Annotated in this window: 17 protein-coding genes; 1 reads left to right on the forward strand and 16 read right to left on the reverse strand. The window is 32.4% G+C overall.

All coding sequences use genetic code 11. The features are described from left to right. Positions 1-90: 90 nt before the first annotated feature. From JG553_RS05885 to JG553_RS05920, 8 genes are all read right to left on the reverse strand, one after another. A complete protein-coding gene (locus tag JG553_RS05885; protein ID WP_000193919.1) occupies positions 91-1,608 on the reverse strand; it encodes a coiled-coil domain-containing protein in 1,518 nt (505 codons plus the stop codon). A gap of 73 nt (positions 1,609-1,681) precedes the next feature. Continuing rightward, complete coding sequence (locus JG553_RS05890; RefSeq protein ID WP_000383814.1) at positions 1,682-2,173, reverse strand: DUF948 domain-containing protein; 492 nt, start codon at positions 2,171-2,173, stop codon at positions 1,682-1,684. A 73-nt stretch (positions 2,174-2,246) separates the two neighbouring features. Continuing rightward, positions 2,247-3,560, reverse strand: coding sequence for a UDP-N-acetylmuramate--L-alanine ligase (gene murC / locus JG553_RS05895; RefSeq protein ID WP_000150168.1), 1,314 nt, complete (start codon positions 3,558-3,560; stop codon positions 2,247-2,249). 23 nt (positions 3,561-3,583) lie between these two features. Further along, positions 3,584-7,408: a DNA translocase FtsK gene (locus tag JG553_RS05900; protein WP_000118293.1), complete on the reverse strand. Its 3,825-nt coding sequence runs from the start codon at positions 7,406-7,408 to the stop codon at positions 3,584-3,586. Between the two features lie 20 nt (positions 7,409-7,428). Next, positions 7,429-8,025, reverse strand: coding sequence for a YtpR family tRNA-binding protein (ytpR, locus tag JG553_RS05905; protein WP_001048368.1), 597 nt, complete (start codon positions 8,023-8,025; stop codon positions 7,429-7,431). A gap of 28 nt (positions 8,026-8,053) precedes the next feature. Beyond that, positions 8,054-8,911, reverse strand: coding sequence for a DUF1444 domain-containing protein (locus tag JG553_RS05910; protein ID WP_001091387.1), 858 nt, complete (start codon positions 8,909-8,911; stop codon positions 8,054-8,056). A gap of 99 nt (positions 8,912-9,010) precedes the next feature. After that, complete coding sequence (locus JG553_RS05915; protein WP_000811163.1) at positions 9,011-9,322, reverse strand: thioredoxin family protein; 312 nt, start codon at positions 9,320-9,322, stop codon at positions 9,011-9,013. 64 nt (positions 9,323-9,386) lie between these two features. Then, positions 9,387-10,463, reverse strand: coding sequence for a M42 family metallopeptidase (locus JG553_RS05920; RefSeq protein WP_001024576.1), 1,077 nt, complete (start codon positions 10,461-10,463; stop codon positions 9,387-9,389). A gap of 86 nt (positions 10,464-10,549) precedes the next feature. On the opposite strand from JG553_RS05920, the gene JG553_RS05925 reads away from it, so the two are divergent. Further along, positions 10,550-10,861: a PepSY domain-containing protein gene (locus tag JG553_RS05925; RefSeq protein ID WP_000163826.1), complete on the forward strand. Its 312-nt coding sequence runs from the start codon at positions 10,550-10,552 to the stop codon at positions 10,859-10,861. A 124-nt stretch (positions 10,862-10,985) separates the two neighbouring features. Here JG553_RS05925 and JG553_RS05930 read toward each other — a convergent pair whose 3' ends face one another. The 8 genes from JG553_RS05930 to JG553_RS05965 all read right to left on the reverse strand — a co-directional run bounded on the left by JG553_RS05930 (position 10,986) and on the right by JG553_RS05965 (position 20,215). Beyond that, the gene (locus tag JG553_RS05930; RefSeq protein WP_000689580.1) at positions 10,986-11,828 is read right to left on the reverse strand and encodes a YtnP family quorum-quenching lactonase; all 843 of its coding nucleotides are present in this window, start codon (positions 11,826-11,828) and stop codon (positions 10,986-10,988) included. A gap of 469 nt (positions 11,829-12,297) precedes the next feature. Next, positions 12,298-12,942 carry a tRNA (guanosine(46)-N7)-methyltransferase TrmB gene (gene trmB / locus JG553_RS05935; RefSeq protein WP_001266157.1) on the reverse strand — a complete coding sequence of 215 codons (645 nt, stop codon included), beginning with the start codon at positions 12,940-12,942 and terminating at the stop codon, positions 12,298-12,300. 14 nt (positions 12,943-12,956) lie between these two features. Further along, the gene (locus JG553_RS05940; RefSeq protein WP_000434765.1) at positions 12,957-13,748 is read right to left on the reverse strand and encodes a phosphotransferase family protein; all 792 of its coding nucleotides are present in this window, start codon (positions 13,746-13,748) and stop codon (positions 12,957-12,959) included. A gap of 549 nt (positions 13,749-14,297) precedes the next feature. Beyond that, positions 14,298-15,146 (reverse strand): D-amino-acid transaminase, encoded by an 849-nt coding sequence (gene dat / locus JG553_RS05945; RefSeq protein WP_000411085.1) that lies wholly within the window; start codon positions 15,144-15,146, stop codon positions 14,298-14,300. Positions 15,147-15,149: 3 nt separating this feature from the next. Beyond that, a complete protein-coding gene (gene sapep / locus JG553_RS05950; RefSeq protein ID WP_000265417.1) occupies positions 15,150-16,559 on the reverse strand; it encodes an Mn(2+)-dependent dipeptidase Sapep in 1,410 nt (469 codons plus the stop codon). An 863-nt stretch (positions 16,560-17,422) separates the two neighbouring features. Further along, a complete protein-coding gene (locus JG553_RS05955; RefSeq protein WP_001051860.1) occupies positions 17,423-17,845 on the reverse strand; it encodes a YtxH domain-containing protein in 423 nt (140 codons plus the stop codon). A 16-nt stretch (positions 17,846-17,861) separates the two neighbouring features. Beyond that, positions 17,862-18,557 carry a pseudouridine synthase gene (locus JG553_RS05960; protein WP_001217125.1) on the reverse strand — a complete coding sequence of 232 codons (696 nt, stop codon included), beginning with the start codon at positions 18,555-18,557 and terminating at the stop codon, positions 17,862-17,864. Then, positions 18,554-20,215, reverse strand: coding sequence for a putative polysaccharide biosynthesis protein (locus tag JG553_RS05965; RefSeq protein ID WP_000004335.1), 1,662 nt, complete (start codon positions 20,213-20,215; stop codon positions 18,554-18,556). The genes JG553_RS05960 and JG553_RS05965 overlap by 4 nt, the downstream gene beginning before the upstream one ends. Positions 20,216-20,363 lie beyond the last annotated feature (148 nt).

Raw genomic sequence — 20,363 nt, forward strand, 5'->3', positions numbered from 1 at the left:
GAATGCCTACCTTTTATTTTGAAATTCAATTTTTAAAAATATATTACATAGCTTACTGCTATGATTGATTATTCAACGATTTTAGTAATCTTAGTCATTGAATGTACGTTTCTCTATTTTACTTTTAGCTTTCTCAACTTTAGCATTTGGCGTTTTTGATGCATTGGATGATTTAGCATTTGTTGTTTTTGAATTCTTATTACTAGTTTGATTATTCTTTTGAGTTGACTTACTTGAACTACTTTGTTTCTTTGCACCTTGTGATGATTTCTTATTATGTTGCTTTTTCTGACCTGAAGTTTTATTTGTAGATGCTTTTGATGCATTTCGTTTATTTGAAGGTGTTGTTTTTTTAGATTGTTTACCTGATTTCTTGTCAACAGCTGTATTATTAGTTGTTTTTTCATCAGCTTTACGTGTAATAACACCATTTTCAAATTTAGCTTCTTTTTGTTTAACAGTGTCTTTATTATCTATATTAACCGTCTCTGTCTCTGATACATCATTCTTTTTAGTAACTAATTGAGGAATTTCTTTCAAGTCATTTTTAGCAACTGGTTTTTCTGCAAATAACGCTTCAGTTAATTGACTCTCTTTTGAACCTGGTGTTAATTTAGCTTGCTTCTGTTTTGCAGCGTTTGCTAATCTTTCAGCTTGTGACTCTGGTTTTGATACTTCTACCTTTGCTGCACTTGCATCTTTAGTTAATGTGTCACTGTCTTTCTCTGCTTGTGCTTCTTTTTTAGCTTCTTGAACCTCTTGTGCCTCTTGTGATATATCACTTAAATTATTTGCACTTGCTTCTTCTTTTATCGCTGCTTGTTGTGCTTTCAATGCCACTGCTTTTGGTTCTTCATTTGATACAGCTGCACTTTTATCTGTTTCTGCTTGTGCTTCTTTTTTAGCTTCTTGAACCTCTTGTGCCTCTTGTGATGTATCACTTAAATTATTTGCACTTGCTTCTTCTTTTATCGCTGCTTGTTGTGCTTTCAATGCCACTGCTTTTGGTTCTTCATTTGATACAGCTGCACTTTTATCTGTTTCTGCTTGTGCTTCTTTTTTAGCTTCTTGAATCTCTTGTGCCTCTTGTGATGTATCACTCAAATTATTTGCACTTGCTTCTTCTTTTATCGCTGCTTGTTGTGCTTTCAATGCCACTGCTTTTGATTCTTTATTTGATACAGCCACACTTTTATCCGCTTCTGCTTGTGCTTCTCTTTTAGCTTCTTGAATCTCTTGTGCTTCTTGTGATGTATCACTTAAATTATTTGCACTTGCTTCTTCTTTTATCGCTGCTTGTTGTGCCTTTAATGCCGCTTGCTCATTTTTAGATTTGTTTAAAAATCCTTCAACACGTTCTTTTGTATAGGCAACCGTTTCTTCAAGTTGCGTTTTTCTTTCTTCAAACTTTTGCGACAGTTCTTGTTCTTTGACTTTTAAATCATCTGCTTTTTGATAAACTTTATTTTTAAAATACAAACCTAAAGCTGAACCAACAAGCGCGCCAGTTATAAAACTAACAACAAAATCTTTACGGTTTGGTAGTGGTTCATTTTGATAAGTGTGTTTATTTTTTAATGTTCTTTTATCATTTTGTTGCTGCGTCATTTGTATATCCTCCTATAACAAATGCACTTAAATAAGTAACAACCTCATTTAAGTGCATTTGTTTAATTATTAATTATTTATCTACTCTAGAAGTATAGCTATGATTTGCATCAGTTGCTACATTATTAGCTTTGTAATTTGCACTTCCACGACGGTAGTGTCTATTTTGCCATTTGTCTGCAATTTCCATTGCAACATTTGACCATTGAACAACTTGTGAGATTTTATCTTCATTTTGAGAAATATTATGTGTAATTGAATTTGTTACACGATCTACAGAGCTGTTTAACGTTTGTACTGAGTCACCGATACCTTTAACAGCATCTACAACTGAGTTTAAACGATCTACTTTACCTTGGATATCCTCAGTTAAACGGTTTACTTTATGAAGTAAATCTGTTGTTTCACGAGTAATACCTTGAACTTGACCTTCTACACCGTCAAGTGTTTTTGCAACATAATCTAAGTTTTTCTTAACAGAATTTAATACAGCTACGATACCGATACATAAAATTAAGAATGCAATCGCAGCGATAATTCCAGCAATTGGTAAAATCCAATCCATTAAAAACGCCTCCTAATTAACATGTAATAATGTCATTAATAATAAATACCCATACTACTCTATTATAAACATATTAAAACGCATTTTTCATGCCTAATTTATCTAAATATGCATTTTGTAATTTTTGAATATCACCTGCACCCATAAATAAAATAACAGCATTATCAAATTGTTCTAATACATTAATAGAATCTTCATTAATTAACGATGCACCTTCAATTTTATCAATTAAATCTTGTATCGTTAATGCGCCAGTATTTTCTCTAATTGATCCAAAAATTTCACATAAGAATACACGATCTGCTTTACTTAAACTTTCTGCAAATTCATTTAAAAATGCCTGTGTTCTAGAGAAAGTGTGTGGTTGAAATACTGCAACAACTTCTTTATGTGGATATTTCTTTCGTGCTGTTTCAATTGTAGCACTAATTTCTCTTGGATGGTGTGCATAATCATCTACAATAACTTGATTTGCAATTGTAGTTTCATTGAAACGACGTTTAACACCACCAAACGTTTCTAATGCTTCTTTAATATTTGTAACATCTAGCTTCTCTAAATAACTAATCGCAATTACAGCTAATGCATTTAAAACTGTATGGTCACCATATTGTGGAGACAGGAAGTGATCATAAAACTCACCATCCACATACACATCAAAAGCAGTACCTTTATCCGTAATTTGAATATTTTGAGCATAAATGTCATCCGAATCTTTAAATCCATAATAATAAATTGGAACATCTGCTTCAATTTTACGTAGATGTTCATCATCACCCCAAGCAATAATACCTTTTTTAACATTATGTGCCATTTCTTGGAATGCATCAAAAACATCATTAATATCTTTAAAATAATCAGGATGATCGAAATCAATATTTGTCATAATTGCGTAATCAGGTTTATAACTTAAAAAGTGACGTCTATATTCACATGCCTCAAAAGCGAAATAATCACTTTCAGGCAATCCCATACCTGTGCCATCACCAATTAAAAATGAAGTCTTTTTATCACCATTCATAACATGTGATAATAAACCTGTTGTAGAAGTTTTACCATGTGCACCAGTTACAGCTACTGAAGTATATTGATCAATAATCTGTCCTAAAAAATCATTATAACTTACAACATCTAATTTCAATTGATGTGCACGTACTATTTCTTCATGGCTACTCGCGAATGCATTACCTTGTATAACTACCATATCTTCTTTTATGTTATTAGCATCAAATGGTAATATTTTTATCCCCTTATTTCTAAGAGCAACTTCTGTAAATACGTAGTTCTCAATATCCGATCCTTGAACTTCATGTCCTAAATCATGCATGATTTGTGCTAATGAACTCATGCCAGAACCTTTAATTCCGACAAAATGATAGTGTGTCATTATATAAAACTCCTTACTCATAATTATTCTTTATTTAAATCTGCTTCCGTAACATAAACATCCCTTGGTTTTGAACCATTAGCACTCGAAACATAACCGAGTTGCTCTAATTGATCGATAATTCTTGCTGCTCTATTATAGCCAATTTGGAAATGTCTTTGGATTAATGATGTTGAAATATGTCCTTCATTAACCATAAATGCACAAACATCATCAAATAATTCATCTTGTGATTGTGTTTGTGTTTTTTTCAACAATTCTTTTTCTTCAAATAGATAGTCCGGTTCTCTTTGTTGTTTGATAAAATCAACAACATCATCAATTTCGTCATCAGAAACAAATGTACCTTGAACTCTAATCGGTTTATTCATACCGCTACCAAGATATAACATATCGCCATATCCTAACAAGCGTTCTGCTCCACCACTGTCTAATATCGTTCTCGAATCTACACTTGATGATACCATAAATGCAATTCTTGTTGGTATGTTGGCTTTAATTAAACCTGTAATTACATTGACAGATGGTCTTTGCGTAGCTACTAACATATGAATACCACATGCTCTCGCTTTTTGAGCAATTCTAGCAATAGACTGTTCAACTTCTTGCGGAGCCATCATCATTAAATCAGCCAACTCATCAATTACAATGACAATTTTTGGCATTCTTTCATCATATGGTGCTTTTTTGTTAAATGCTGTTATATTACGTACATGGTAATGTGCAAATAACTTATAACGTCGTTCCATTTCTTCTACGGCCCATTTTAAACTCTGTGTAGCTGCTTTGACATCTGTAATTACCGGTGCAACTAAATGTGGCAAACCATTATAAGGAGCTAATTCAACCATTTTTGGATCGATAAGTAATAATCTTAATTCCTCAGGATGATTTTTATATAGTAAAGACATCAAAATACTATTGATACAAACTGATTTCCCTGATCCAGTTGCACCTGCAATTAGTGCGTGTGGCGTTTTAGCAATATCCATAAGTAATGGTTCATTATTAATTCTATACCCCATCGCAACTGTTAATTTAGATTCAGCATTTTTAAAACTTGGAGATTCAATAATAGAACGTAAGTTGACTGTCGTTGGATTTTGGTTCGGAACTTCAATACCAACACGACTAGTTCCTGGAATAGGCGCTTCTATACGAATATCTTTCGCTGCCAATGCCATTTTAATGTCATCTTGTAATGCCGTAATTCTTGAAACTTTAACACCTTTTTCAACTGATAATTCAAATCTTGTAACACTTGGACCTTCAGTTACATCTTGTACTTCTGCAGGTACATTAAAGTAAAATAATGCGTCATTCAGTTCTTTCTTTTTATCTGTAATCCAGTCCTCGTCCGACTCAATAACTTGTGGTTCTTCTAGTAATGAAACACTTGGCAATTTAATATTTGGGCCTTTACGAATCATCGGCTTAGATGTTTGTACAGCTTGATTTGTTGCAACATCTTGTTGGTTCGTCCGAGGTCTATTTTCATTAGCTGTATCTTCATTTTTATTTGAAAATGATGACTGTAAATCTTTTTGTTGATCATCATTATCTTGTTGTCCACTAGTATTGTTTGGATGTGTTGTTTCTTCGCTTTCTTCAGTTATGTCGCTTACTTCTGAAACTGAAGACGAAGTTGATTGATCAACTTGCTCATTTTCCAATTGATTATCATCTTGACTTTCTTCAAATATTTCCGTTTGAGTTGAATCAACAGAAGGTTTCTGCTCTGAATATTGTTGTGCATTTTGATAATCATTTTCTGTTTCTGCATGACCAATAAGTTGATTGTTCTCAACATTGTTTGATGTCATATTATTTGTTTTATATGCATTTGTATTTGACTCTTGTGAATCAGATCTTGATGATGGTGTGGCTTGACTCGCAGGCATTCTTTCACTCACAGCTTGCTTACTTTGTACAGGCTTTAATTCAGGCACATTGACTTTTGAATGCTTTTTACGATCCATCATACGCTTTTTATCAGATGGCGTCATGACAACATTAAATGGTCTTTTACTTAAAGTTGAAACCTTTTCAGTCTGTTTCTTTGGATTTACGTTTTCAATAGTTTTCTCTTCGACATTTTGTTCACTTTCAGCTGCTTCGTTTTGCACATTTTCTGTAATTTCTGCGTTATTCTTTTCTATTTCATTCATGCTTGAATCTTCCACAACATGATTATCATTCACATCATTCGTTTTCAATGAGTTGACACTTAAGTTTGTTTGGTCATCTTTTTTATGACGCGGTGCTAATTCAATTTCATTATCAACCGTTTTATCGATATTATTTACTTGAGATTCAGTTACTGCGTACTCTTGCGTTTTAGGAGCGTCTACATGCATTTCAGACGCGTTTCTATTGGTATTATCTTCGATATTTGAAGTAGTATCCTCATCTACTTCTGTATCATTTAATTCATAAAATTCTGCATCATCGATTTGACTTCCTGAATATTCTTCTTTATTCGTTGCTCCATCTTCTTCTGAATCAGCAATTAATCTGGATTGATTTTTTAGTTCATCTTTATCATTTACTTCAACGTTATGTTGTAGTGCTGATTGATGTTGAGACGTTACATTCGAAACCGTAACTTCATCATCTGACAATTGTTTTGTTGTCGATACTTGATTCAAACTAACTTCCTCATAATTGTATGGACTTTCATCTACATGAGTGTCATTAGTGTCTTCATTTTGTATTGACGCTTGTTTATTTTCATCATTTGATACAGTTTCATTCTCTATGCCATTTGTATGAAGCTGACTAGCATCTGTACTATTATCTGTTAAGTCACTATCATCATTTAATGAACTATCACCAACATAGCGTTCCGCTTGTTTAGCATACATTTCATCAATTGCACGTTGTATTGCATCTTGCTCTTCGTTTTTATGTTCTTCACGCTTTTGTTGCAACGCTTTTTTAAATCGACGCTTTTGAAGCACTTTACGTTCTCGTTCACGTCTAATTTCTTCAACAATTTGTGAAGCATAAATATTTTCAATTTTGATAGTATTATCAACTTTTGAATAATTAGGCATTGATTTTGTTGTTGATGATACATTTTCATCAGATGATTTAGATGCAGTTCCTTGTTTGACAACACTATCATTTTGTTTTTCTTGTTCTAATTGTTTATTTTGAGACGTTTGCGTCTTAGCTACATATTTATCATATTTTTGTTTATCTGACTCAACTTTTTCTGAAGGTTTACTTACAGGGATACGACCATTTTCTAACTTTTTAGGTTTCATTGTGCCAAAAATAGCTGACGGTACCTCTGAAGTCTTGAAACTTTCTTTGTGATAATCTGGAGTTGAATCTTTAGCACGATGATTTGTATTATTAGAATACATATTATGTGTTTTTGGCTTGTGCGTTTCCTTCTCAATACCATTAATTGCAGAAACATATGTACCTGGCTTATTCGTATGGTAATGTGAATGATCTTTATATTTTATACTTTGCTGTGATATTTTAGAATTCCCACGTTGTTCACTATAATTTTGTTCTTCAGTTGTTTGATTTCTTCTACGGCGATGTCGTTTTTGTGAACGAGAATCGTGGCTTTGTTTGCGATAGTCTCGATGGTATTGTTCTTTTTCATCTGAAATAGTATCTGCAGATTGTTCAACATTTTCATTTTCATAAGCTACGCTCATAGGAAAACGGAATTTTCCCCTCGGACGACTATAAATATCATTATTTTGAGGCAGTAATGAGTCATGATCGTTATCTATATTTTGTGATTCTTGACGTCTTTTTTTCTTTCTATGAATCAAGTCATCATTTGAATCATTATCTTCGCCGAATAATTTATCAAACCAGCTCATATTTTCACTACCTTCCTTAATTATTCAAAAAATGCTTGTCCAATTTCATAGCTGTCATTTAATACCATAATACCTTTTTCTTCAGGTGCATTAGGTAAATTCAATTCTTTCATTGAACAAATCATACCGCTTGAGGCAACACCACGTAATTCAGCATCTTTAATTACCATACCGCTAGGCATCACTGCACCTACTTTAGCAACAACAACTTTCTGTCCAGCTTCAACGTTAGGCGCGCCACATACAATTTGTAATGTGTCATTTCCAACGTTTACATTTAGTACACTTAATTTATCTGCATCAGGATGTTTGTCTTTAGTTTCAACGTAGCCAACTACAAATTTCGGTGATAGATCAGCATTTAATTTATAATCAAAACCAGCTTCTGAAATACGCTTTTGGAATACATTTACAAGTTCATCAGTTAATTTAATATGACCTTTTTCTTCAATTGTTATATCTTTTGAAATTTCAAAAATATTATAACCTACAACATTACCTTCATTAGTAATTTCAACAACATTACCTTTTTTATTGTAGTTTAATTCACCTTCAACTGGTTCAATTTGTAAAAATGCGACATCTCCTACATATTTAGGATTGTAAAATAAATTCATTATGACAAAACTCCTTATCCAATTATTTCTATTTATCTTTATTAAATTTACGACGATTTGCTTCTAAACGCTGAATCACGTTTGGATCTCTTTTTTGTTTATTATTTTTACCTAAAATAAATATCGGTTCAAGATGACCCTGTTTATATCCAAAGGATAATGATGTAATTGGAACTAGACCTTTAGTGAAAAATTCCATTGTTAAATGTGCCATCACATCATATCCTGTTTTATTGCGTATATCTGCAATAATTAACACATCTTGGTGTGGCACTGCTACGAGCATTTCGCCTTGACATTGTGCCTCAATTTCATTTAAAAATGCAGTATTTAGTATCCTACTTGCATCATACCCGTCATTTGAGTTAATAAAATAAAAAATATTACCTTTTACTTCATCAGTCGTATATGAATTTGACAATTTTCTAACATTAAACAGAGACATTTCTCTTATTTGTTGTTCAGTTAACTTCAAATCCTCTAACATGCTTTCGTCAATTAGACGATATGATTTCCCTAAATCGACTGCATAATAAACTGCTGTTTCTGCAGTATGCTCATCATAGATAAAAGGAACACCTTGTTTAGTTTTTTTATCAAAGCTAGTCGCTCTAATGACAGGCATAATTTGACTAGATGATATACTCTCAAGGGTTTTATCTGCCATTTGTGCAATAGCTTCATCAACGTAATAAACAATTTCATCTACAATTTTTTCTTTTTTATCTTCATATTTTGCGACTATAGCGTTAAGTTTAATCGTGATACCTTTGTTATTATCTGTTCGATAAATACGCAAAGTTTCTTCTTCACGATTAAATTTAAAATCAACGTCTAAATGGCTTAAACGTTCCTTTAATTTATCTCTCATTTGAAAGGTATTCATATGTAACACTCCTAATTTCGCACCTTATAATAGTTTACAATAAATCAACACATAGTAACAGAGAAAAACGAGTATTACCCCGTTTTTCTCTAGTCTAAATTACACGTATTGAGCTAAAAATGCATCTATCTGTTCAATTGATTTTCGTTCTTTTCCAATATAACTTCCAAGCAGTTCTCCATTTTTATATACTAGAAAACTTGGAATACCCATAATACCATTTTCAATACAAATATCCATAAATTTATCACGGTCTACTGATACGAAGTCAAACATAGGATATCTCGCTTCTAATTCCGGTAAATCTGGTTCTATCACTCTACAATCTGGACACCAGCCTGCAGTGAATTCAAATACTGTAGCACCTTGTTTTAAAGATTCAAATTGTTGTTCTGATTCAAGTTGTTTCATTTTTATGTCTCCTTAATTAATGATTATATATAACTATTTAGAGATAATAGTTGTTATTACCCGATTATTTATATTGTAATGTTTCTATTTGATTATTATCTAAATTACAAATGGCTTCTGAAAGTAAAGATCTAGCTGCAAAATAGTCTCTTATATCAAATACTGAGTCTGTACTATGAATATATCGTGCACATACACCAATAACTGCAGTCGGAATACCAATATTAGCTTTATGAATTTCTCCACCATCTGTTCCACCTGGTGACATATAGTATTGATGTTCAATGTCATGTGCTTCTACTAACTTTAATAAATAGTCTCTAAATACAGGCTTTAAAATCATTGTACCGTCTTTTATGCGAATTAACGTCCCTTTACCAAGTTCACCAGATAATGGTTGGTTTCCTTTAACGTCATTGGCAGGTGAACAATCAACTACAAATGCAACGTCTGGGTCTATCATCTCTGCAGATGCTTTCGCACCTCGTAATCCAACCTCTTCTTGAACATTTGCGCCAACATACAAGTCTACATCTAATTCTATATCTTTTAATAATTCTAGTATTTCAATTGCCAAGACACAACCATAACGATTATCCCATGCTTTAGCACTATATCGATGTTCAGATAACTGTGTGAATGGCGTGTGAGGTACAATTGTATCTCCTATATCTATTCCGCGCTCACGCACCTCATCTTCATTTTGAGCACCTATATCTAATGTTAAATCTTTAATTTCCGGTGCACCTTCACTACCAGTACGAAAATGTTTAGGTATATTAGAAACAACACCGATAATTTTATCGCCATTTCTATTTTTAATTACTAAGCGTTGTCCTTGCCAAATATCATTTGCAACACCACCTAAATTTGTGAATTGAATCATTCCATTTTTAGTGATATTTGTAATCATAAATCCGATTTCATCCATATGTGCTGCAATCATTACACGTTTTGCATTTGGATTTTTAGATTTTTTCACACCAAAAAATCCACCCATACGATTTTCAATAAATTCATCTACGTACGGCGCCATTTGCTGAGTCATATAATTTTTTACTTCTTCTTCAAAACCTGGTGCCCCATGAAGCTCAGTTAAAGTTTGAATTCGTTGTAATGTTACTTTTTTATTTATGTTCATAAAAGTTCTCACTCCTTATAAGTTATTATATCATCTTCAATATGGTAAACTAATGATATGAATTTGAAATCAAGGGAGCATAAATGATGACTAAACTGAAATATATAATTCCAACAATAATTGCAGTAGCCATTGTAATTATTTCTACCATTTCAATCATCCAATTTATTAATCGTAAACGCTATAATCCCGTTAAAGTACTTAATGAAGTAAAATCATATTTTATGAATGTCAAAGGCTCATATATCGTTTATGAACCATTCGTTCATCCTGAAACTGATAAATACCGTTTAGTTTATCAAGGTGGAATTACAACTATTAAAAATGGTCAAAATATTCATTATGATTTTTATGCAGATGCATATACTGGTGAAGTCATTAACATTGTAGAGCGTTAATACGAATTTTATCCATATTTGATTTGGATCGTAAAACTTAAAAATGAGCCACACCCTAATTAGTAAGATTGGATGTGGCTCAATTTTTTATTTTTGAAAATTTGTTTAGTAATACATCTTTATTTTAGTTATTATCAACTAATGTTTCACGTAAAATATATGCATCTATGTTTTCACCATTATCGCTGTATTTTACAGCAAAGTAGTTTTCATCATGATAAAACAAGAACCAATATTGTTGCTGAATAAAATATGGTATCATGCGTTCTTTTTCACGAATCGATTGCATAGGATAATCATCATATGCCGTTACCCATAGAGGATTTTTATGTGCAGTAGTTGGGAATATATCACCCATATGAACTGCTTTATCTCCTTGACTTTCAATCGTAATAATCGTGTGGCCAAAGCTATGACCTCCACTATGTTGCATCTTGATACCCAGAACCGGTTCAAAATGTTTTTCGAATAAAATCAACTTGTTACTATAATCGCCTTTATTCTTATCCCAGTAAGTTGATTTACTTCTTATATTAGGTGCAATAAACTCATGCCACTCATCTTGTTGCACAACATGAATCGCATTTTCAAAAATTGCATGTCCTGCTTGATCAGTCAAACCGGCAGCATGATCAAAATGCATATGTGTCATTAGCACATAATCAATATCCTTTGGCGTTAAATTATAATTTGCCAAATCAGCAATTATATGACTTTCTTCATCTACTCCAAAATTACGTAATTGCTTTTCAGATAATTTACCATTACCAATACCTGCATCTATAATCAAATTATATTGAGCCGTTTGAATCAAAATTGGATGTGTCGGTAAATTGATTTGATTTCGTTCATTTGCATTGTATTGCTTTGACCACAACGGCTTCGGAACAACACCAAACATTGCACCGCCATCCATTTTTGTATTGCCACCATTTAGATAATGAATAGATATATCCCCGATTTTCATAACATCACCTATTCTTTCTGTATTCGTTATTACAATTAGCATGTGTTTATTACATCATATCACTATTCATAAATGCGAACAAAAACGAAACGCCCCACACTAATACACTTCTAACTACTTATAAAGATTAATGCAATCATATTATATGTAAATGCATCATAACCATCGGCCTGTAATTTTAAATTAATAATTAAAATTTACAAGTAAAATGCAAGCTTTATTCTTTTAAATCAAAGGTATTTAGTATAACATTGTTCATAGGCGCATTATCTCCTTTAGTTATTTGTTTAGTCACTTTTAATTATAGAGATAATTGCGCTTTTTTTATATTCAAAATCAAAAAATCGGACAGATGAAAAGTTAAAAACTTTTTCCATCAGTCCGATTTATTATAGAACCTTTATCTATAGAACCATTATAGTACGAAAAAACACTTATGATTGTATGTGTACATACCCTCATAAGTGCTCTATTTTTGTGAATGGAATTTCGCTTCCATACGATAAATACGTGACCCTTTATCCGAAAATTTCTTTTCATATTCTGTTAAAATATTACTGCCATCGTCTTCTTGATGTAAATTTAGATTTATTTTTGTAAAATACATTCCAAATTGAGACATACTTTCTAAACTGTAGGCAAATAGTCCTCTGTTATCAGTTTTAAAATGTAAATCTCCTTCATCATTTAAGATTTGTTGATACAACGCTAAAAACGTATGATACGTTAAACGTCGTTTTGCATGACGATTTTTTGGCCATGGATCTGAAAAGTTCAAATAAATACGCGAAACTTCGCCGTCTTTAAAATATTCATTTAATTCAATGGCGTCATTACAAATAATCTTTAAATTTGTTAAACCCATCTCTTTAACTTTATCCAATACTTTATAAACGATACTTTTCTCACGTTCCATTGAAATATAGTTAATATGAGGATTTTGAGCAGCTAATGTTGTAATAAACTGCCCCATACCCGAACCAATTTCAATGTGTATCGGTTGCGTTTTATCAAACCATTCAGTCATTTTCCCTGCATGTTGACCGTCCATGTCAACCAATTCAGGATGATCTTTTAAATAATCTTCAGCCCATGGTTTGTATCGAACTCTCATATTTTATTCTCCTCTTAAATAAACATGTTACTATTCATAACTTCATTTAGGAATTTAAGCCAAGTGTTCATATCCTTATATCTTTTTTGCTCTTCATACCATTGAACAAGACCTATAGATTGAATTACCGTATACCATTTCATACGTTTATTTAAATTCAAGCTCTCTTGAACACCATATGTTTCAAGCCATTCAGACCATTGTTGTTGTGGAACATAGTTGTAAAGCAGCATTCCGATATCAATTGCCGGGTCTGCAATCATTGCACCTTCCCAATCAACTAAAAATAGTTCATCTCGATCGGATAATAACCAATTATTATGATTCACATCACCATGTACAACAGTGAAAAAACGCGAATCTAAACTCGGTATATGCTCTTCTAAATAGGTTAATGATTTTCTCACAATATGATGTGTTAAAACTTCTCTTGATAAAGAGGCATTAATTTTATTAAGCATAATCTCAGGAGTAATAGGTTCCATTTCCATACGCTTTAACATACTTAATAAAGGTCTAGAATTGTGTATCTTCTTTAATAAATGTGCAACTCTTGTTTGCTTCATTTCGTTTGAAGATAGTTCACGCCCATTTTTCCAATGTTGTGCTGTAACAACCTCGCCTGTTTCTATGCGTTTCGTCCATACTAATTTGGGCACAATACCTTCTGCTGATAATGCCGCAATAAATGGATTTGAATTTCGTTTTAAAAACAACTTTTGTCCATCTTGTTCAGCCATATATGCTTCACCAGATGCACCACCTGCTGAATCAAGTGTCCACCCTAATTGATAAAACTGCTCCAACTCGTCCACCTCACTTTCAATTAGAAAATGGCTCTAGAAATAGGTTTTTCAAGAGCCATATATTCTAATTTATAACACCATACTGGTACAAATATTATGTCCAGATAATTATTGTAAATCCTCAACCAATGCCTACATTACACGACTAAATTTAAATCGTAATGTCTGTCATTGACACCATACATTCTATAGTCACTTACTTGACATATAATGTTACCGTGTCTAAAACTACATGTTTTTGAATCTCTGTAGGCGATAAACTCTAGTTTTCAAAATAATTGCTATCCCATTTTCATGGTTAGCATAAATTTATGAACTGTAACATTTACGTACTTAGTAAAATATGATGCACATCATATTTGTAACTCATAGAAAATTTTATAATTTTTATCATTATATTTCAACTGAAAATGAGAAACAAAATGGCACTTTTTACTAATATGTGTTTTCTAAACAACACTTTTAAGCTTCGTTTTAAATTATAACATAATTCACTTACGAAAGTTGATAAATTTAAGTAATTTAATCTAAAAATATGATGAAAGAATTTTAAATACTGTGTGACTCTATATACTTTTCAAATCCTTCTTGTAGTTGACGTGTAATTGGGCCAACTTTACCATCATTAACTGGTTCACCATCTAATTTAATAACAGGTGTAACCTCAGCTGAAGTACTTGAAACAATAACTTCATCTGCGTTTTTCAAGAAATCTACAGTAAACGTTTCTTCTTTAAATGGGATGTTATAGTCTTCGGCAATTTTTTTAATTACAATTCGTGTAATACCATTAAGAATATAGTTGTTAATCGGATGTGTATAAATCACACCGTCTTTAATTGCATAAGCATTACTTGAAGATCCTTCAGTTACAGTTTCACCTCGATGTTGAATTGCTTCAACTGCATTATATTTCACAGCATATTCTTTTGCTAATACATTTCCTAATAAGTTCAAGCTTTTAATGTCGCAACGTAACCATCGGATATCTTCAACGGTAACACCATTCACACCATTTTCTAAATGATCATAAGGACGATCATAACTCTTTGTATAAGCAACAATTGCTGGTTCTACTTCAGGTGTCGGGAAGCTATGATTCCTTTCAGCTACACCACGCGTTGCTTGAATATAAATTGCCCCAGTTTCAATTTGATTCATATCAACTAATTTACGAGATAGTTCAATTAATTCTTCTACAGAATAATTTAAATCTAAACCAATCTCATTGGCACTACGTAAAAATCTTTCATAATGTTCTGTTACTGTAAATAACTTACCATTATATACTCGAATGTATTCATAAATACCATCGCCAAATACGTATCCTCTGTCGTTGTATGAAACCTTTGCTTCACTTGGACTTACAAACTCACCATTTAAAAAAATTTTTTCCATATATTATTCCTCCACGCATAATGAATAAATTGCTTCTAAGTAAATACTAGTTGCGTTAAATAACTGTTTTTTAGTGATATATTCATTTTTCTGATGCATTAAATCTTCAGAATCACTAAACATTGCGCCAAATGCTACACCCTTGTCTAAGTTTCTCGCATAAGTACCGCCACCTATAGTATAAGGTTCAGTCATATCATTTGTTTGATTTCTATATGCAGTAACTAACTTTTGTACAAAAGGATCATTTTTATCAACATAATGTGGTGGTTGGACTTTACCTAATTTCACTTCAAAGCCATATTGTTGAATCTCATTTGCAAAACGATCCATAGCTTTTTCAAATTCAAATCCTTCTGGGTAGCGTAAGTTGATACCGAAAAGACCTGCGTTTTCATTATCATATGTAATAACACCAATGTTAGTTGTCACGTCACCCATGACATCTGTATGGAATTTCATTCCCATCTTTTCACCAAAATCTGAATTAAATAAGTAGCGATTACTAAATGCTACAAACGCTTGTGCATTATTATCAAGATTTAATGATGCTAAGAATTTTAGTAAGTAAAGACCCGCATTCACACCGATAGATGGATCCATACCATGAACCGCTTTACCTTCAACTGTTAAAACTAGAATGCCACTATCAACAGTACTATCACCTTGTAAATGATTTTGTTCTAAAAAGTACTCAAAGTCTTGAATAACATCTGTCATATTTTCTTTAACAAGCACTCTTGCTTCTGCATGATCAGGTACCATGTTGTAACGTTCACCAGATTTAAAAGTTATTAATTCATAATCAGGTTCATCTTGATCTTCAGTAAGTTTATTTTGAACTAAATCAAATGTTGTAATGCCTTTTTCACCATGAATACATGGAAATTCTGCATCTGGTGCAAAACCTAATGTTGGCATTTCTTCTGTTTTAAAATAGCGATCCGTACATTTCCAATCAGATTCTTCATCCGTACCAATAATCATATGAATACGTTTCTTCCAATCCACATTCATATCTTCTAATATCTTAATTGCATAATAAGCAGCAATTGTTGGACCTTTGTCATCAAGTGTACCTCTAGCTATGATAGCATCTTCTGTTACAACCGGCTCGAACGGATTACTATCCCATCCATCACCAGCAGGAACAACGTCAACATGACATAAGATACCTAATACGTCATTTCCTTTACCTGCCTCAATTCTTCCTGCAATATGATCCACATCATGTGTTGTAAATCCATCTCTATGTGCAATTTCATACATGTAGTCTAATGCCTTACGAGGACCTGGACCAACTGGTGCGTCTTCTGATGCTTTTGCATCATCTCTCACACTTTCAATTGCTAATAATCCTTTTAAGTCATTAATGATTTGATCTTCGTATTGTTGAACTTTTTCTTTCCACATTCGAAATCGACTTCCTTTTTTCTATAAGTTAAATTCTATTTTACATGAAAAGATATAAAAACTACAATAAGATGTCAGAAAATAATAAAAAGGAACAAAACGATGCTATTGATATGACACAAATCATAAATAGCTGCTTTGTTCCTTTTTTAATTTATATATTTAAAATACACATATTCAAGAGCTCGAGATATAAGTCAATGTACTAGGCACACAATTTAATATTGACAGTAATTAACCGAACGAAAATGCGCCCCGGGGCCCCAACATAGAGAATTTCGAAAAGAAATTCTACAGACAATGCAAGTTGGCGGGGCCCCAACATAGAAGCTGGCCAATAGTTAGCTTTCAATAATGTGCAAGTTGGGGTAAGGGCCCCAACACAGAAGCTGGCCAATAGTCAGCTTTCAATAATGTGCAAGTTGGGGTAAGGGCCCCAACACAGAGAATTTCGAAAAGAAATTCTACAGACAATGCAAGTTGGCGGGGCCCCAACACAGAAGCTGGCCAATAGTCAGCTTTCAATAATGTGCAAGTTGGGGTAAGGGCCCCAACACAGAGAATTTCGAAAAGATAAAGAAATACGTTTTCTTTAGATATTAGTATTTCTTATGAATGAGTTTCACGCATGTATTCTTCTTTCTATATGCATATTAGCTATGACTAACGATAAAGAACCTGAAACACTAATAAATGTCCTATAGTTTACAATATTATATTGGCAGTAGTTGACTGAATGAAAATACGCTTGTAACAAGCTTTTTTCAATTCTAGTCAACCTTGCCGGGGTGGGACGACGAAATAAATTTTGCTAAAATATGATTTCTGTCCCACTCCCTTATCATTTCTGTCCTACTCACATCTTATTCTTTATCAGATAATGCATTTTTATTCTTTTTTAAATCTTCTTCAGTGACGATACGTAAATTATTATTTGGTGCTGCGCCACCTTCATCATCAAATTTACCTTTTTCAATACTTTCGTCAGTCTTATTGTCATATTCGGTAAATTTTGATTTTTCTTCTTTGAAAAATGCTTTTGGATTATTTTTTAATCTATTAGCATATTCTTTCGGATTTGTTTTTACTTCTTTAATTGTTTCATTAGCAATTGTTCCTAATTGCGTCGCTTTATCCTTAGCATTATCTTTATAGCTTTGAGGATCTTGTTTATATTTATTATATTCTGCTTTCAGCTTGTCACGACTATCTTTACGTGTAACAAGTACAGCTGCTACAGCGCCACCTATACCTAAAATCGCTTTAAATAAATTACCTTTTGCCATATCAATCGTCTCCCTTTTATTTATAATTTAATTTGTCAAAATCATTTTCAGTTAATAAACGATATTCTCCTGAATCTAAATTGCTGTCCAATTCTAAATCAGCAATTTTGATACGTCTTAAATGTAATACCTCATTTTGAATGCTATGAAACATTCGTTTAACTTGATGATATTTTCCTTCATAAATTGTTACGTGTGACGTTTGATTATCAATATAAGTTAATATTGCAGGCTTAACCTTGCCATCAGTCAGTGTTACACCCTCTTTAAAAGCTTGAATGTCGTCTTCAGTGATAGGATTTGCTGAAATAACTTCATATTTTTTAGAAACATGTTTGTTTGGACTCATTAATTCATGATTAAAATCACCATCATTCGTTATCAATAAAAGCCCTTCTGTATCTTTATCAAGACGACCAACCGGAAAAATATTTAGATGTTGGTATTCAGGTATTAAATCAATAACGGTTTTTGAATGATGATCTTCAGTTGCTGATATATAACCTTTTGGCTTATTTAACATAATATAGACATTTTCAATGTATTCTATTAATTCTCCACGAACTGTTATCTTATCGTTTTCTGGTTCTATATGTGTTTTTGGTGATTTAATTACTTGTTCGTTGACATTTACAAGGCCTTTTTTAAGTAACTGTTTGACCTCATTACGTGTACCGACGCCCATATTTGCTAAAAATTTATCTATTCTCATCGTAAAAACCTAACTCTACGTCTTAATTTTTCAGGAATTTCACCTAAGAATTCGTCCGCAAGACGCGTTTTAATTGTGATTGTACCGTAAATTAGAATACCTACTGTAACACCTAAAATAATAATGATTAAGTAACCAAGTTTAGTAGGTTCTAAGAATAGATTTGCAAGGAAAAATACTAATTCTACACCTAGCATCATAATAAATGAATACAAGAATATTTTTGCAAAATGAATCCAACTATAGCTGAATTTAAACTTCGCATATTTTTTAAGAATATAGAAATTACATCCAATTGCAAATAATAATGCGATACTAGTACTTAAAATTGCACCAGGTGTATGGAATAACATAATTAATGGATAGTTTAACGCTAACTTGATAACTACAGAAGCTAAAATAACATAAACTGTTAATTTCTGTTTATCTATACCTTGTAACATTGATGCCGTTACACTTAATAGTGAAATTAGTATTGCTACAGGCGCATAATAGAATAATAAGCGACTACCATCATGGTTAGGGTCATGACCTAAAACAATTGGATCGTAACCATAGAAAACTGTGAATAATGGTTGTGCCAAGGCCATAATTCCAATACTAGCTGGAACAGTTATAAACATTAATACACCAATAGATGTTCTAATTTGATGATGCATTTCATGTAAGCGACCTTCTGCAAATGTTTTTGTAATATAAGGAATTAAACTCACTGCAAAACCAGCACTTAATGATGTCGGAATCATTACAATTTTATTAGTTGACATATTTAGCATATTAAAGAATATATCTTGTAACTGTGAAGGTATACCAACTAAAGATAAAGCACCGTTATGTGTAAATTGATCTACTAAGTTAAATAATGGATAATTCAAACTTACAATAACGAACGGTATACTATAAGCAATAATTTCTTTATACATCTTGCCATATGACACATCTATATCTGTGTAATCAGATTCGACCATACGATCAATATTATGCTTACGCTTTCTCCAGTAATACCAGAGTGTGAATATACCAATAATCGCACCAACTGCTGCTGCAAAAGTAGCAATACCATTGGCTAATAAAATAGAGCCATCAAAGACATTTAGTACTAAATAACTTCCGATTAATATGAAAATCACGCGTGCAATTTGCTCAGTTACTTCTGACACTGCTGTTGGCCCCATAGATTTATAACCTTGGAATATCCCTCTCCATGTCGCTAATACAGGAATAAAGATAACAACCATACTAATGATTCTTATAATCCAAGTAATATCATCGACTGACCAACCGTTTTTATCATGAATGTTTCTAGCTAATGTTAATTCAGAAATATAAGGTGCTAAGAAATACAGTACCAAGAAACCTAAAACACCGGTAATACTCATTACAATAAAACTCGATTTATAAAATTTCTGACTTACTTTATATGCCCCAATAGCATTATATTTCGCAACATATTTCGAAGCTGCTAATGGTACACCTGCTGTCGCAACTGCAATTGCAATATTATATGGTGCATAAGCGTATGTGAACGGCGCCATATTTTCTTGTCCACCAATTAAATAGTTGAATGGAATGATAAAAAGTACGCCCAATACCTTGGTAATTAATATACTAATGGTAATTAAAAAGGTTCCACGCACCATTTCTTTACTTTCACTCATTACGAATCTCCCTATCTCATGTTTATTAAAGTTTTGTAAACTAAAAGCTGTTTCTCTGTAAAATCATTTTTCATTATTATGAATATATCACAAAACTTTATTTCATTGTCGTATATTCAATGAATTATCATAACAAAATTATCAACAC

The sequence above is a fragment of the Staphylococcus sp. T93 genome (genome assembly GCF_016743875.1).
In the GTDB taxonomy this organism is placed as follows: Bacteria; Bacillota; Bacilli; order Staphylococcales; family Staphylococcaceae; genus Staphylococcus; species Staphylococcus aureus.